A 15,562-nucleotide genomic window follows, 5' to 3' on the forward strand; every position below is an offset into this window, starting at 1 on the left:
TTTCCCTGCGACCGCTACGGCGTCTTGAGGAAGACGTCGTTGAGTGTGACGGTGCGCAGGTTGCGCTCGCGGATGGTGTCGACGAGCTGCGGGTAGACGTGCGTCACGGGCAGGTGATTGAGGTGCCCGATGACGATGGCCTGCGGCGTGAAGTACTGATCGGCCATCTGCACGATGTACTCCTCGGTGATCAACGTCGAATCCGACAGCGACCCCGACCATAGCGTCGGCACGGTATAGCCAAGGTCGGCGGCCACGGCGTCGACGACGGCGTTGCGCTTCGCGTACGGCGGCCGCCAGTACGGCTTCGCGCCGATGCCGTACGTCTTCTTCAGGAATTCGTCGTTGCGGCTGAGCTGTTGGGCGACTTGCTCTTTGGACAGCGTCGTGAGGTCCGGGTGTGACCAGGTGTGGTTACCGAGTTGGATCTGTCCGCTGTCGACCAGGGGCCGCAGCATCTCCTTGTTCTCGGTCCAGGAGTCGTAGGTGCCGTTGACGAAGTAGGTCAGCCGCACACCGGTGTCTTTGGCGAACTGGGTGTACGCGCGCACCACCTCGCTGTTGACGCCGTCGTCGACGGTCAGCGCGAGCAGATCACCCTCGCCGGGGATCTTCATCAGCGCGCCCCCACCGGGCAGCGGGATGCGGGCGCTCAGCGGCGGCGGCGGCAACAGAGCCGACGGGGCGGTCGGGCCAGAGGTCGCCACGTCGGAAGGCCCGGGCACCTGGGCGAACGTTCGCGGCTGCGGGTCGACGACGAGCCGGGCCGCGCCCACCCCCGCGACGACAGACGCGGCGAGCGAACCGAGGAATTGACGGCGATTCATCGCGGGCAGGCGAAGGCCGGGCGCAAACGTCGGACCGGGTGATCCGGACTGGGCACGGTGTTGGCTGCGCCGCTGCGCGCTTAGAGCCGACCCCCGGAGGGGTCGCCCGTCGTGCACAAAATCGCCAGCCATCAGCAGCGAACCGTACCACTACCAGGAACAATATGTCGGTTGCGTTACGGGAGGGTCAGCTGTGAATTTCGCGATCAGTGTGATTCCGCGCCGCCGCGTTGGGGCAGCTGCACCGGCTCGGCGGCGGGTGTGCCCAGCGTCGAGGCCAGCCACGGCAGCGCCGCCTCAAACGCCCCGGCGGCAAACGGCCAGTCATGCTTGCCCGGCTGACTGACCACGGCGCAGCTGATGCCGTTGGCGCTGGCCGCAGCGCACAACGCGTTGGCGGCGGCGTCCTGGCCCTCCGGATTGGCGGTCGGGTCCGTGCTGGGAGCGCTCGCGGTGGAGTTGGCCTCCTCGGCGACGTTGCGCGGCTCCGAGGATCCCGGGACGTCGAACCAGCCCGACAAACCGGTGTAACGACCATGCCGCGCGATCACGGTGAGGGGGTCGAACGCGGCCCAGGCGGTGCGGTCGCCGCCGAACAGCTTGGCGATCGTCTGATCCTTGGGGCCGACGTTCGGGCTGCGGTCGCCGGCGATGTCCACGAATGCGCTGAACAGCTCCGGATGCATGACGGCCAGGTCAACCGCGCAGGTGCCGCCCATCGACCATCCGGTGACGCCCCAGTTCGCCCGGTCGGCGCTGACGCCGAAGTTCGACACCATGAACGGCACGATGTCCTTGGAGAGGTGATCGGCGGCGTTGCCCCGGCTGCCGTTGACGCACTCGGTGTCGTTGTCGAACGAACCGGTGGGATCGACGAACACCAGCACCGGCGAGAAGCCGCGATGCGCGGCGGCGAAGTTGTCGATGGCGGTGAAAGCGCCGCCCGGGCCGAGCCAGTCGGCCGGGGTGTTGAACGCCGAGCTGATCATCATGACCGCCGGCAGTCGGGGTGGCGGATTGCTGTTGAACCATGCGGGCGGCAGATAGACCAGTTCTCGGCGGTGGCGAAAGTGGGAGGCGTTGTCGTCGATGTCCACCGGCACCACCACGCCCTTGGTCGGCCTGGTCCCGGCGACCTGCATCTCGGTGACCCGCAGCCGGTCGATCTGGTCAGGCAACGGCACGGAGGTCAGTTGGTTCCACGCGGCAAGCGCCGTCGGGAAGTAGCCCACCCAGCCGTTCAACGCCAGTCCCGCGCACAAGGCGCACAGCGGTATGGACAGCACGGCCACCCCGCGCCGCCACCAGCGGGCGCCCCGCCAGCCCACCAGGAAGACCGCGGCGGCCAGGCCGCTCATCGCGATCCACAGCCACAGCGTCGTCGGCGCCGGGTCCCCGGCCACGCCGAGCGACGTGATGTACCGGTACGCGAGCGCGGTCACCGCGGCGGCCGCGATCAGGGCCACGGGCAGCACCCGCTTGAGCCAGCGCGGCGCACGCCACTGGATCGCGATGATCAACGCCAGCAGCGTCAGTCCCTGCACGGTCGGCGGAAACCAGCCGTGCAGCAGGGACAGTCGTCCGAAGAATTGGTCCAACGGTCGTTGCCTTTGCTGAGTCGATCGCTGCGCGGGGCGGACCCGTGGTCTTTTCGAACGCGGGGGGTCGGAACAACTATCCCACACCAGCCCCACCCGTCCGCCCGCCAGCGTGGCGTGTGGGCGCGGTGATCTAGGCGGCCGTGACGCTGCTGAACGAGCGCAGCCGCAGGCTGTTGGCGACCACGAAAACGCTGGAAAAGGCCATCGCGGCGCCCGCCAGCATCGGGTTGAGCATGCCGAGCGCGGCGAGCGGGATCGCGGCGATGTTGTAGCCGAACGCCCAGAACAGGTTGGTCTTGATGGTGCTCAGCGTGCGCCGGGAGAGCCGAATCGCATCGACGGCGGCGCGTAGGTCACCGCGCGTGACGGTGAGGTCGGCGGCTTCGATCGCGACGTCGGTGCCGGTGCCCATCGCCACCCCGAGATCGGCGGTCGCCAGAGCCGCGGCGTCGTTGACGCCGTCGCCGACCATCGCGACGACCTTCCCTGCGGACTGCAGCCGCCTGATGGCGGCGACCTTGTCGGCCGGCGTCGTCTCGGAGATGACCTGCGTGATTCCGACCTGGTCGGCGATCCGATCCGCGACGGTCCGGTTGTCGCCGGTCAGCAGGATCGGCGTCAGGCCCAGCCGCTTGAACTGCCGGACCGCTTCGGCGCTGGTCGGTTTGACGGTGTCGGCGACCACCAGGATCCCGCGGGCGCGGCCGTCCCAGCCGACGGCGACCGCGGTCTTGCCCTCGCCCTCGGCGCGGGCCTTGCCCGCCGACAGCGCGGCATCCAACGGCTGACCCCCGTCGGCCAGCAGGTTCGCCCGCCCGATGACGACGGTGTGGCCGTCGACGTCTCCTCGCACGCCGATGCCTTGGAGGCTGGCGAAGCTATTGGCGGCGGGCAGGGCACCGAGCTCAGCTCTCGCGGCCTGCGCGATGGCCCGCCCGATGGGATGTTCGGACGCATCCTCGAGCGCACCGGCGTAGCGCAGCAGCGTTTGGCGGTCGGTCCCCGGCCCACTGATCACGTCGACGAGGGTCATCTTCCCGGTAGTGACTGTGCCGGTTTTGTCGAGCACGATCGTGTCGACGTTGCGCGTGGACTCCAGGACTTCGGGGCCCTTGATCAGCACGCCGAGCTGAGCCGCGCGCCCGGTGCCGACCAGCAGGGCCGTCGGGGTAGCCAGCCCCAGCGCGCACGGGCAGGCGATGATCAGCACCGCGACGGACGCGGTCATGGCCGCGGTGAGCGGGAAGCCCAGCGCGACCCACCCGCCGAGCGTCGCCAGGGCGATGCCGATCACCACGGGGACGAACACGCCGGAGATGCGGTCGGCGAGCCGCTGCACCTCGGCCTTGCCCGATTGGGCCTCCTCGACCAGCGTGGCCATGCGCGCGAGCTGGGTGTCGTCGCCGACCCGGATGGCGCGCACGACGAGGCGCCCGCCGACATTGACGGTCGCGCCGGTGACGGTGTCGCCCTCGCCGACCTCGACGGGGACGGATTCGCCGGTGAGCATCGAGGCGTCCACGGCCGAAGAACCCGAGACCACGACGCCGTCGGTGGCGACCTTCTCCCCGGGCCGGACCACGAAGTCGTCCCCGACCGCGAGGCGGTCCACGGCGATGCGGGTTTCGGCGCCGTCCCGCAGCACCGCGACGTCCTTGGCGCCGAGCTCCAGCAGGGCGCGTAGCGCGGCGCCCGCCGTCCGCTTCGAACGCCTCTCGAAGTACCGCCCGGCCAGCACGAACAGGGTCACACCCGCGGCGACTTCGAGGTAGATGTTGCCCGCGCCGTCGGAGGGGCGGACGGTCAGCTCGAAAGCGTCGCGCATGCCCGGTTTGCCGGCCGTCCCGAAGAACAGCGCATACAGCGACCAGAGGAAGGCCGCCAGCGTGCCGATCGAGACGAGCGTGTCCATGGTGGCGGCGCCGCGTTTGAGGTTGGCCCAGGCGGCGGCGTGGAAGGGACGGCCGCCCCATACGACGACCGGCGCGGCCAGGACCAGCGATGCCCACTGCCAATAGCGGAACTGCAACGCGGGAATCATCGCCATGGCGATCACCGGGCCGGCGAGCGCGGCCGTGGTCATCAGCCGGGTGTGCAGCGCGCTCAGCTCGGGGTCGTCGGCCTGCACGGAACTTTCCTGCGGGGGCGGCAGCGCGGCGGTGTAACCGGCCTGTTCGACGGCCGCGATCAGCAATCGCGGGTCGTATCCCGAGGGGACCGTGAGTGCGGCCTTTTCCGTGGCGTAGTTGACGGTGGCGACCACGCCGTCGAGCCGGTTGAGCTTCTTCTCGATCCGGGCGGCGCAGGACGCGCACGTCATCCCCGCGATCTTCAGCTCAATTTGGCTCACCGGCGCCGCGCTCATGCCACCAGGACGGCCTCGTAGCCGGCCTCGTCCACCGCGCCGAGGACCGCGGCCGCGTCGACGGGAACAGAACTCGTGACCACCAGCCTGCCCGTGTCGGCGCTGACGTCCACGCGCTCCACACCCGGGAGGCGGCCGACCTCATCCTTGACGGCCGCCTCGCAGTGGCCACAGCTCATCCCGTCGACCCGGTATTCGCTCGTGGTCATGGTCTCCCTCTCCCGATACCCCGTCGGGGTATACTTCTGTCCAACGTCCGCGTCTCCCGAGGTATTCCCCCCCCCCCGGGCCTTTAGCGCAACCGGGCGTCCGGGGAGAAGCCTGGGCCCGACCAACGCGACGGGGGCGCCACCATTCTGCCTGGTGGAAGCGCCAGGACCGCGACCGGGATCAGCCCACGACGGGGTCAGACGTAACCCACGCCGATATCGACCGAAAGCTGGGTCGCCGTGACCAACCGGGACTGGTCGGAAACAAGCCAGGCGACGGCGTCCGCGATGTCCTCCGGCTGGGCGATCCCCTCGGGCAGCAGTGGCTTGTGCAGGCCCCGCAAGTGCGGGTAGGTATCGGCGGCGGCTTGCAGCGCCTCGCGCATGCGTCCGGTACCCATCGGTGTCGACACCGCTCCGGGGTTGACGCTGTTGACGCGGATGTTGTGCCGGCCGAGCTCGGCGGCGAATGCGCGGGCCATCCCGACGACCGCGTGCTTGCTCGCCGTGTAGTGGATCATGAACGACTGCATGTTGATGCCGGCGGCCGAGCCGATGAGGATGATCGACCCGCCGCGCCCGCCGTCGATGATGTGCCGAGCGCCGGCCATCACCGTGTTCCAGGTGCCGGTCACGTTCGTGTCGATGGTGTCGCGGAACGCTTCCGCGGTGATCTGATCCCACGGAGCCGGACTGCAGATCCCGGCGTTGGCGACGATGATGTCGAGGCGGCCCAGTTCGGCCACCGCCGCGTCGACCGCATCCTTGAGTGCCTCGAGGTCGCGGATGTCGACGGCCGCGGTGATGACCCGTTTGTCGTTGGCGCTCACCAGTCGTGCCGTCTCGGCCAGATCCTCGGGTGTCGGCGAGTCGTACGGAACGCTCGGCGGCAGCGGCCCGGCGATGTCGACCGCGATGATGTCGGCGCCTTCGGCGGCCAGGCGCACGGCGTGCGCCCGGCCCTGCCCCCGCGCGGCGCCGGTGATCAGGGCCACCTTTCCCGAAATGGATTGACTCATTGCTACTTTCGGCTCCTCCCGACGCGGGCTTCCTGTCGCGGCCACCCGCGGCGGGATGTCTGCTGTTCTGAGTTCGACTCGGCGAGCGTAGCGTCGACCTGACGCTGCCGGACAGCCGAAAGGAAAGATCATGACCGTCACCGTTGTCGATGCGGGCCCGCGGCAGGTAAGCCGGTCGGTCGAAGTGGCCGCGCCGGCCGCCGAACTGTACGCGATGGCCGCCGATCCCCGACGACACAGCGAACTGGATGGGTCGGGCACCGTGCGGGACAACATCAGCGTGCCCGCGGAACTGACTGTGGGGTCGAAGTTTTCGACCAAGATGAAGATGTATGGCCTGCCGTACCGCATCACCAGCACGGTGACGGCCCTGAAACCGAACGAACTGGTCGAATGGCGTCACCCGGTTGGGCACCGCTGGCGGTGGGAATTCGAGGCGCTCTCGCCGACCCGGACCCGGGTCACGGAGACGTTCGATTATCGCGACGCCGGTGCGGTCAAGAACGCGTTGAAGTACTACGAGCGGATCGGGGCGTGCAAAGGCAACGTCGCCGGAATCGAAGCGACGCTGGCCCAGTTGCGCGATCGTTACGCCGCGCGCTAACCGGGTCTCCGACGCGTCACCCCATGCCGAGGCGTCGCAGATGTTCGATCATGGTGTCGACCGCGGCCTCCAAAGGCGCGGTGTCGCGACGGACCTGGCTGAGCAGTAAGCCGCCCTGGATGCCGGCGAGCATCGCCAGCGCGACGCGCTCGATGTCCGTTCCGTCGGCCAACTCGCCGCGCGCGGCAATCGCTATCAGGCTGTCGTGGATCATGTTCTCCCACTGGGCAAATGACCGCGCAAGCTGCGCTCGCGCGATAGGGTCCGACTCAGACAGCTCGTTGGCCATTGAGCCGATCGGGCAGCCGCCCGCACAGCCCATGCTGCGCACCAGGTCCACCATGATGCCGCGCCAGCGGTACAAGTCCTCGATGCTGTCGATTCGGTCGAGACCCAGGTGCTGCACGCCGAGCACATGATCGGTCTGAAAGTCGATGACGGAGGCCACGAGATCGCTCTTGTCGGCGAAGTAGTGATACATCTGCGAGGTGCTGACGGCCGCGGCCTCCTGAATGTCTTCGATGGTTGTCCGCGCGACGCCGCGCTGCAGCATCAATTCGGAAGCGGCGGCCACGATGCGCTCGCGGGTTGCGCGGCCCTTCGCGGTCAGCTTCTCGTAGGGGACCGGAGCCATAAGCTTCCTTCCGTGGAGGGACCCCCACAGACTACTCTTTTTGGAGTTGACACTCCATTTTCGGTTGGGCAGGCTGAACGTCATCGTCTACTAATCGATGCCGGAAGCCGTTGTGCGCCAAGCCGGCACGCATGTGAAGGGCAATGAACTCATGACCAGCACCGCCGACACCAACGAGACCACGATCGCCTACCGGGTCGCGCAATTCCAGCAGGGAATGGCAAGCCAGTTGCCCGAGGACGTCGTCAGCACCTTCGGCGCCGAGCAGGAGCAGCTACGGGCCGGCGGCATACCGGTCGGCGTCGCCGCCCCTGGCGACGCAATGCCCGATGGCCAGCTACTGGATGCGCGCGGAGTGCCCACCACCCTTGCCCAGAGTGTCGGGGGACGAAATGCAGTGGTCGTGCTGTACCGCGGTGCGTGGTGCCCGTACTGCAACCTGACGCTGCGCGCGTATCAGGAGCAACTGGTCCCGCAGCTGGCGCGGCGCGACGTCGCGCTGGTGGCGGTCAGCCCGCAAAAGCCCGACGGTTCACTGTCGACGCAGGAGATCAACGAGTTGAGTTTCACCGTGTTGTCCGATCCCGGCAATCAGGTCGCGGCCGGGTTGGGCGTACTCACCGCACCCAGCGAGGGGGCCAGGGCGGCCCAACGCAACCTGGGCCTCGAGCTGGCCGAAGTCAACGCCGACGGAACGTTCGGACTGCCAATGCCGACCGTGGCCATCGTCGACCACGCCGGGACCATTCGCTGGATCGACGTCCACCCCGACTACACCACCCGCACCGAGGTCGCCGACATCGTCGCTGCCCTGAGCAGCCTCGAGTGAACCCAGGGCTTCGCGAATTCGTCCTCACTTTGTGGACGAAAACCCCGTCGTAACGCGCGCCAGCTCAAACCCGTTGGCGCAAACGCTTACCCGGTGGGGGCAACTCACCAGCCGCTACGGCCTCGTCATCGTTCTGGCCTGGATCGGGTTCGGGAAGTACGTGAAGATGGAATCCCGCGTGCTCATCGAGCACAGCCCGCTGATGAGCTGGATCTACGAGGTTTTCAGCGTTGCCACCGTCGCGCGCGGGCTGGGGACGATGGAAATCGTTGCCGCCCTTCTCATCGCGCTTCGGCCCGTGTGGCCGCGCGTATCGGCGGCCGGCAGCGCGCTGGCCGTGATGCTGTTCCTGGGAACGCTGAGCTTCCTCTTCACCACACCGGGGGTGGTCGCGACCCATGCCGGTGGTCTTCCCGTGCTGTCGGCGCTGCCGGGGCAGTTCCTGCTGAAGGATCTGGTGCTGATCGGCGTCGCGGTGTGGAGCCTGGGTGACGCGCTGTCGGCGGGCAGGTCACACGTTGGGCAGAACCTCGTCGGCCATTAGGTGCAGGCTGGACCAGCCCGCGTCGATCGGAAGGCCGCCGATGAGGGGGTTGATCACGACTTCCCTTCGGCCACCGAGGATCTGATCGATCAACTGTTCCGGGGTCAGTATCTCGACATGGTTGAGGCGGCGCAGGTCCCGGATCGAGGCCGGCGCGGTTTCGTTGGGCCGCGGTACGTCGGCGCGCTTCCAAGCGCTGTACTCGACCGCCTCCGCCAGGATGAAGTCGCCGTAACGCGACCACGCTTCGTCGGGATCGGCGTGCAGCAGGGTGACGGTGCTGCCGTTTTCGGGGTGGTAGACGAAACCCTCGTTCCCGCGGTTGCGCAACTCCTGCGTGTACACCGCTTCGACCTCGGGCATGGCCATCGGCGGTGAAAACGGAAGCCCGAAGCGGGCCGCGCGCCGGCCGCCGCGGCGGTCATACCGCCGACGAAAAGGATCGGATGCGGACGGGTAAACGGTTTCGGGGTGACGTTGATGAGCGCGCCGTCGTATTCGAAGGGTTGATCACTCCACGCCTTGAGCAGCACCGTCAGGCAGTGGTCCATCAGGGTCGCACGGCCCGACCAGTCCTTGCCGACGGCCTGATACTCCTCGGGCCGGTAACCCATGCCGGCCACGAAACTGAACCGGCCCCGGGTGAGGTTGTCCAGCACGGCGACGTCCTCGGCCAGCCGAATCGGATCGTAGAGCGGGACGATCAACGCGTTGACGCTGATGCGAACGTTGCGTGTGCGCCCCGCTATCGCGGCGGCCAAAATCAACGGCGACGGAAGCCAACTCGTGGCCGCCAGATGATGTTCTTCTGCGCTGACGGCGGTGAAGCCGCGGCGATCGGCGAACTCCGCCATGTCCAGCGCAGCCCGGTAACGATCCGCTTGGCGCGCTGTGGGATCGGCGACATTGGTCATGTTGAGCCGCAGGGCGGTGAGTAACTTCATCGGTGTGCGCCGGCCGGGCGCGCGAAGAGCGTTCCGCTGATCAGGTCTTTGGCCGAATCCAGTGCGGCCGCGTACGCGTCCGGAGCCAGAGTGGCGGCCCGCTCCGTGAGACCCCGCGCCAGCGCGTGAATCGCATCGGCCGCTGCGTCCGGGCGGGTGTCGGTAGGCAGCGCGCCCTGCGCCCGGGCCTCGGTGATGATCTCAGTGATCGTGTCGCGCAACGCTTTCAGCCCGGCGTACCGCGGCCGGCCGCTGGCCGGATGCTCGTTGCTTTCACTGCGAATCGCCCGATCGAAGGCGGCCAAATAGGGGTACTCGCGCATCAACCTGCTCGACTCGTCCAACACCGCCGTCAGGCGATCGACCGCGCCGTCGGCCCGCGCGGCGGCGGCCCGCAGCCGAGGTGACGCGATGTCCTCCATTTCGGTAACGGTCGCTTCCAGCAACTCGGACTTGTTCGGAAAGTAGTGGTACAGACTGCCGCTGGTCATGTCGGCGGCCCGGGCGATCTCGCGAATCGTCGTGCGGGAGTAGCCCATCTCGGCCACACACCGCATCGCCGCGGTGATGATCCGCGCGCGGGTCTGCTCCCCGTCGGCGCCCACCGGGCGGCCCAATTGCGACGGCGCGACGCTCATGCCGTGCGGAACCCGCCGCAGGTCCGTCCATCACACACTGCGCACCTCCGCACGGAAGCCCAAACTAATCGATCACTCGATTATATTCGACCGTGCCGGGCACTCAGAGCCGGCGGACAGGACGCGCGAGTGGGGAGAGCACGGTGACGCGGGCGCAGCGTGGACGCCCGGTCGGCGCCAGCGGCGAGGAGACCCGCCGGCGGATCGTCGTCGCCACCATGCGCTGTGTGGCCACGGCGGGGTACTCACGGGCCACCATCCGTGAGATCGCCCGCACCGCGAACGTCACCAGCGCCAGCCTGTACAACTACTTTCCGAACAAGGCCGAGTTGATCAAGGCCGCGATCGCGGCACGCACCGATGTCGCATTGCCTCGACTGCGGGCGGCCGCCGCGGGCGCCGGGACCGCCATCGATCGGATCGAGGCGGTGCTCGACGAATCGGGCCGGCTCATGCGCGAGTACCCGGATCTCGCCGCCTTCGAGTGGGTGATCCGCGCCGAGGGCGTGGCCGACGTCGATGCGCGGCTCGCGGGTGGCGCGCGCTTTCAGGCATTCCGAGAGATCATCGAGGGCGTCGTCGATGACGCCTACCGGCAAGGCGAACTCGCGCATCGGCCGGATCGGGACAGCGTCGTCGAAGCCGTCTACGCGCTCATCTACGGGTTGACCGAGCTGGCGGCCACGTCGCCGCCGCGGGGCTACCACGCCGCGCTGGACTCCGCCAAGAAAATGATCAGGGGAACGCTGTTCGCCCCGGGTGAGCCGGGATAGCCGCAGGCAGAGGACACGGCGGGCCGACGCCGCCCTTGATACGATCAAGCGATTGATTATATAGTCGGGGCCACGAGAGGAAGCCTGGCCGTGACTGAAACCGTTGCCGTGACGTTCGACGTCGACGCGCTGCGACGCAAGTACGCCGAAGAGCGTGCGCGGCGATTGCGCCCGGACGGCATCGCGCAGTACGTGGAGATGGCGGGTGCGTTCGCCCGCTTCGCCGAAGACCCCTGGGCCGACGGGAAATTCGATCGCGAACCGCTGACCGACGAGGTGGACGTCGCGGTCATCGGCGCCGGCTTCGGCGGGCTGTTGACGGGGGTGCGGCTGCGCCAGCTCGGCGTGGAGAGTGTGCGGCTGATCGACCGGGCGGCCGACGTGGGCGGCACCTGGTACTGGAACCGGTATCCCGGAATCGCCTGCGACGTCGAGTCGTACGTGTATATGCCGCTGCTGGAGGAGCTCGGCTACGTTCCCACCGAGAAATACGCCAAGGGACCGGAGATCTTCGCGCATTGCCAGCGCATCGCGCGGCACTACGACCTGTACCGCGACGCGTGCCTGCAGACCGACGTGCGTGAGATCCGCTGGGAAGCCGATGAATCACGGTGGATCATCCGCACCGACCGGGGCGATGAGATGCGGGCCCGGTTCGTGTCCATGGCCAACGGCTATCAGGCCAAACCCAAGCTGCCCGGCATCGAGGGCCTCGGGGCTTTTCGCGGTCACGCGTTTCATACCAGCCGGTGGGACTACGCCTACACCGGAGAGAACCTCGAGCGGCTCGCCGACAAGCGCGTGGGCATCATCGGTACCGGCGCCACGGCGATCCAGTGCGTCCCGCACCTCGCCCGGGCGGCGCAGCGGCTGTACGTCTTCCAGCGCACGCCGTCATCGGTGGACGTGCGGGCCAACCGCGCCACGGATTCGCAGTGGGCCAGCACATTACGGCCGGGCTGGCAGCGCGAACGCATCGAGAACTTCCAGATCCTGACGGCGGGCGGCCAGGCCGACGAGGACCTGGTCGCCGACGCCTGGACGAGCATTACGCGCAAGCTGCCGGTGATGCGCCATGACGGGGACGGGGCCGTGGACCCGGCGCAGCGCGGCCGCGACATCGAGATCGCGGATTTCGCCAAGATGGAGGAGATCCGGGCGCGGGTCGACGGCATCATCAGCGATCCGGCCACCGCGGAGGCACTCAAACCGTGGTACGGGTATTTCTGTAAACGGCCCTGCTTCCACGACGAGTATCTGCAGACCTTCAACCGCGACAACGTCACGCTGGTCGACACCCGCGGCCGCGGCGTGCAGCGCATCACCGAGTCCGGTGTGGTCGTCGACGGTGTGCCCTACGAGCTCGACTGCTTGATCTTCGCAACGGGTTTCGAGGTGGGCACCGACTACTGTCGGCGCACCGGCTTCGAGCTGATCGGCCGAGACGGAGTGTCGCTGACCGAGCACTGGCGCGACGGGGTGCGCACCTTTCAAGGCCTGTGTACGACGAACTTCCCGAATCTCTTCATCGAAAGCATCGCGCAGGCGGGCCTGACGGTGAACTTTCCCTACCTGCTGGACGTGCAGGCGACCCACGCGGCGTGGATCATCGCCTGGGCGCTCGAGCGCGGCGTCACCGAAGTCGAGGCGGCACCAGCCGCCGAATCCGCCTGGGTCCACACCGTTGTCACCCGGTCGGCCGCGAGCGCGGAGCGCGCCCAGACCTGCACCCCCGGCTACTACAACCGGGAGGGCAAGGCGGACAACAAGATTCGGCAGGGCAGTTTCTTCTTCGGCGCACCCACGGAGTACGCCGACATGCTGCGCGCGTGGCGGGCCAGCGGTGGCCTGGATGGCTACCTGATACGCGGCGGCAAGGCCGGGCCGTGACCAGCCGGCAGGCCCGCTGGCGCTACGGCGTCGGCCGGCTGCGGGCGGCGACCCGGCGCCGGCGACCACCGAAGGTGGCCATCATCGGCGCGGGCTTCGGAGGCCTCGGCGCCGCCGTCGCGCTACGCCAGGCCGGCATCGACGATTTGGTCATCATCGAGGGCGACGACGGTGTCGGGGGCACCTGGCGGCGCAACACCTATCCCGGCGCCGCGTGCGACGTGCAAAGCCACCTGTATTCGTTTTCGTTCGCCCCGAACAGATCCTGGAGCCGAACCTACGCACGGCAACCCGAGATCCTTGCCTACCTCGAATCCGTGGCCGACGACTTCGACCTGCGGCGCCACCTGATCTTACGGACTTACGTGCGGCACGCGAGATGGGACGAGGGTGGCCGCCAGTGGGAATTGCAACTGCAGCAAGCGAATAGCGACACCGTCACCACGCTGCGCGTCGATGTGGTGGTCAGCGCTGTCGGCCTGTTCGGCGCTCCCAGACTGCCAGACATCGAGGGCCTCACCGGCTACCGCGGCCACTTGATGCACACATCGGCGTGGGATCCGGGCGTGGACCTGTCCGGCCGGAAAGTCGCGGTGATCGGCACCGGCGCCAGCGCAGTGCAGGTGGTGCCCGAAATCGCTCGAATCGCCTCCGGTGTCACCGTGTTTCAGCGAACGCCTCCCTGGATGGTGCCCAAGGACGACCGTCCGTTCAGTGCTCGGGAGCTGGCGAGGTTTCGCCGGCATCCGTGGGCGGCTCGCAGGGAACGGTGGCGAATCTGGAAGCAGTTCCACGACTTCGCCGGAAACGCCGTCGAAGACCCACAGGTGGCAAATCGATCACGGGTCGCGACATCGTTCTTGGAGCGCACCGTTTCCGACGAGCGGCTGCGCCGCGCGCTGATGCCCGACTATCCATTCCGCTGCAAGCGGGTGCTCCTCGGCGACGACTACTATTTGGCGGTACAGAAGGACCACGTCGATCTGGTGACCGAACCGATCGCGCGAGTTACCGAGACGTCGATCGAGACCATCAGCGGCAAATCGGTGGACGCCGACGCCATCGTGTGCGCCACCGGATTCCAGACCAGCCGCTACCTCGCCGGTATCGAGGTGATCGGACGAGGCGGCCAAAGCCTGCACGAGCGCTGGGGTGACGACCCGAGCGCCTACCTGGGCGTCGCGGTCAGCGGTTTCCCGAATTTCTTCATGCTCTACGGCCCCAACACCAACCAGGGCGGCAACTCGATCGTCTACATCCTGGAGGCCGCCGCGCGTCTGGTTGCCAGCGCGGTCAGCCGGGTGGCGCGCAATGGCGGCTATGTGGACGTCCGCCCGGACGCCGAAAAGCGCTACAACGACCAGCTTTCCGCAGACCTGGAGCGCACCATATGGACCAGGTGCGACAGCTACTTCCGCTCGCCCACCGGCCGCATCGTCACCCAGTGGCCCTACACCGAGCTGGAGTACGCCCGCCGGACCTGGCGGCTCCGGCCGCGGGACTGGCTACTGGCCCAGACCGAAGTCGATGACCCCGCGGATCAGGCGGCCGGCGGCCAGGTCGGCATAGGCGTCGTTGATGTCGTCGAGCCGGTAGCGTTTGGTGATCATCTCGTCGAGGAGTAGCCGACCCGACTCGTACAGCGCGGCCAGCAGCGCGATGTCACTCTTGGGATTGCACGAGCCGAACACCGTGCCGCACAACGTCTTGTTCATCAGGATGAAATCTTGCAGGGCGACGGCGATCGAGGCCGTCGCGGGTGCCGGGAGCCCGGTCAGCACGCACGTGCCGCCCTTGCGGGTGAGCGCCAGCGCCGTCCCGACATCGGCCTCGCCGATCATGGTGGGGGAGACCACGACCGCATCCGCCATCACGCCGCGGGTCAGGTCGCGCACCAGCGCGAGCGCGTCGGTCGCCGTCGCGGCGACGTGGGTCGCGCCGAAAGTCATTGCGGAGGTGCGCTTGAAGTCGCTCACGTCGACCGCGATGATCCGCGCGGCACCGCTGATGCGGGCGCCCTGAACGGCCGCGGTGCCGATCCCGCCGGTGCCGATCACCACCACCGTGTCCCCACCCCGCACCCCGGCACGCCGGGCCGACGACCCGTACCCGGTGGGCACCGCGCACGCCAGCAGGGCGGCGGGCACCAGCGGAAAGCCCGGGTCGATCTTGACCAGCGAATTCGCCGCCACGACAGTGTGTTCGGCGAACGCACCGATCTTGGACACGTGGCCGAGGTCGCGCCCGTCGACGGTGTGATGGCGAAAGGTGCCGTCCGTCGGCATGCCCGGCGCCAACGTTCCCGACCCCGTGTCGCACAGGTACTCCATCCCCGAGGCGCACCAGCGGCACTGGCCGCAGACCGCGACGAAGGACGTCACGACGTGGTCGCCCGGCGCGAACCCGGCGACGCCCGCCCCGACATCGACGACCACACCGGAGCCCTCGTGCCCGCCGATCGTCGGCGACATGGCGGGTAACCCCAAGGCGCGCAGAGTTTCTGGCGGTGTGGCCAGCTTCCCCTGTCGGATGTGTTCGTCGGAGTGGCAGAGCCCGCAGGCGGCCAGCCGCACCAGCACCTCGCCCGCCCTCGGCGGGTCCAGCTCGAATTCCTCGACGGTCCACGGACGGCCGTACTCGTAGAGGATGGCCGCACGGCTTCGCATCGTCGTGCCGCCTTTCTGC

The 15,562-nt window shown here is 68.2% G+C and carries 14 protein-coding genes and 1 pseudogene; 6 read left to right on the forward strand and 9 right to left on the reverse strand.

Translation table 11 applies throughout. From position 1 onward, the window contains the following. Window positions 1-14: 14 nt before the first annotated feature. The 5 genes from A5758_RS06555 to A5758_RS06575 all read right to left on the reverse strand — a co-directional run bounded on the left by A5758_RS06555 (window position 15) and on the right by A5758_RS06575 (window position 6,021). A complete protein-coding gene (locus A5758_RS06555; protein WP_067737944.1) occupies window positions 15-827 on the reverse strand; it encodes a polysaccharide deacetylase family protein in 813 nt (270 codons plus the stop codon). Between the two features lie 206 nt (window positions 828-1,033). Next, entirely contained in the window at window positions 1,034-2,425 is a 1,392-nt protein-coding gene (locus tag A5758_RS06560) for an alpha/beta hydrolase family protein (RefSeq protein ID WP_067737947.1), read from the reverse strand. A 133-nt stretch (window positions 2,426-2,558) separates the two neighbouring features. Next, the gene (locus A5758_RS06565) at window positions 2,559-4,793 is read right to left on the reverse strand and encodes a cation-translocating P-type ATPase (protein ID WP_067737949.1); all 2,235 of its coding nucleotides are present in this window, start codon (window positions 4,791-4,793) and stop codon (window positions 2,559-2,561) included. Next, on the reverse strand, window positions 4,790-5,002 hold the full coding sequence (locus A5758_RS06570) for a heavy-metal-associated domain-containing protein (protein ID WP_067737954.1): 213 nt from the start codon (window positions 5,000-5,002) through the stop codon (window positions 4,790-4,792). Before A5758_RS06570 ends, A5758_RS06565 begins: the two co-directional genes overlap by 4 nt. A gap of 197 nt (window positions 5,003-5,199) precedes the next feature. Further along, complete coding sequence (locus A5758_RS06575) at window positions 5,200-6,021, reverse strand: mycofactocin-coupled SDR family oxidoreductase (protein ID WP_067737957.1); 822 nt, start codon at window positions 6,019-6,021, stop codon at window positions 5,200-5,202. 130 nt (window positions 6,022-6,151) lie between these two features. Here A5758_RS06575 and A5758_RS06580 point away from each other — a divergent pair, with 130 nt between their 5' ends. Then, entirely contained in the window at window positions 6,152-6,625 is a 474-nt protein-coding gene (locus A5758_RS06580; RefSeq protein WP_067737960.1) for an SRPBCC family protein, read from the forward strand. Window positions 6,626-6,641: 16 nt separating this feature from the next. Here the strand turns inward: A5758_RS06580 and A5758_RS06585 are convergent, their stop codons facing one another. Then, window positions 6,642-7,343, reverse strand: coding sequence for a TetR/AcrR family transcriptional regulator (locus tag A5758_RS06585; RefSeq protein ID WP_231987241.1), 702 nt, complete (start codon window positions 7,341-7,343; stop codon window positions 6,642-6,644). A gap of 67 nt (window positions 7,344-7,410) precedes the next feature. On the opposite strand from A5758_RS06585, the gene A5758_RS06590 reads away from it, so the two are divergent. Together A5758_RS06590 and A5758_RS06595 are read left to right on the forward strand one after the other, a co-directional pair. Next, window positions 7,411-8,088 (forward strand): peroxiredoxin-like family protein, encoded by a 678-nt coding sequence (locus tag A5758_RS06590; RefSeq protein ID WP_067738357.1) that lies wholly within the window; start codon window positions 7,411-7,413, stop codon window positions 8,086-8,088. Between the two features lie 73 nt (window positions 8,089-8,161). Beyond that, complete coding sequence (locus tag A5758_RS06595; protein WP_067210044.1) at window positions 8,162-8,632, forward strand: DUF417 family protein; 471 nt, start codon at window positions 8,162-8,164, stop codon at window positions 8,630-8,632. On the opposite strand, the pseudogene A5758_RS26495 reads toward A5758_RS06595, so the two are convergent. After that, window positions 8,600-9,576, reverse strand: a pseudogene (locus A5758_RS26495) (LLM class flavin-dependent oxidoreductase). The gene A5758_RS06595 and the pseudogene A5758_RS26495 sit on opposite strands and share 33 nt — an antisense overlap. Continuing rightward, complete coding sequence (locus A5758_RS06605) at window positions 9,573-10,214, reverse strand: TetR/AcrR family transcriptional regulator (RefSeq protein WP_067737963.1); 642 nt, start codon at window positions 10,212-10,214, stop codon at window positions 9,573-9,575. The pseudogene A5758_RS26495 and the gene A5758_RS06605 overlap by 4 nt, the downstream one beginning before the upstream one ends. Before the next feature lie 143 nt (window positions 10,215-10,357). On the opposite strand from A5758_RS06605, the gene A5758_RS06610 reads away from it, so the two are divergent. From A5758_RS06610 to A5758_RS06620, 3 genes are all read left to right on the forward strand, one after another. Then, window positions 10,358-10,987, forward strand: a complete 630-nt coding sequence (locus tag A5758_RS06610; protein WP_067737966.1) for a TetR/AcrR family transcriptional regulator — start codon at window positions 10,358-10,360, stop codon at window positions 10,985-10,987. Between the two features lie 90 nt (window positions 10,988-11,077). Then, window positions 11,078-12,877 carry an NAD(P)/FAD-dependent oxidoreductase gene (locus tag A5758_RS06615; RefSeq protein WP_067737969.1) on the forward strand — a complete coding sequence of 600 codons (1,800 nt, stop codon included), beginning with the start codon at window positions 11,078-11,080 and terminating at the stop codon, window positions 12,875-12,877. Beyond that, window positions 12,874-14,502 (forward strand): NAD(P)/FAD-dependent oxidoreductase, encoded by a 1,629-nt coding sequence (locus A5758_RS06620; RefSeq protein WP_067737972.1) that lies wholly within the window; start codon window positions 12,874-12,876, stop codon window positions 14,500-14,502. Before A5758_RS06615 ends, A5758_RS06620 begins: the two co-directional genes overlap by 4 nt. On the opposite strand, the gene A5758_RS25030 is transcribed toward A5758_RS06620, so the two are convergent. After that, a complete protein-coding gene (locus tag A5758_RS25030) occupies window positions 14,383-15,543 on the reverse strand; it encodes a Zn-dependent alcohol dehydrogenase (RefSeq protein WP_082939605.1) in 1,161 nt (386 codons plus the stop codon). The two genes, A5758_RS06620 and A5758_RS25030, sit on opposite strands and share 120 nt — an antisense overlap. Window positions 15,544-15,562: the final 19 nt, after the last annotated feature.

Source organism: Mycobacterium sp. 852014-50255_SCH5639931 (assembly GCF_001665605.1).
Classification (GTDB): Bacteria; Actinomycetota; Actinomycetes; order Mycobacteriales; family Mycobacteriaceae; genus Mycobacterium; species Mycobacterium paraffinicum.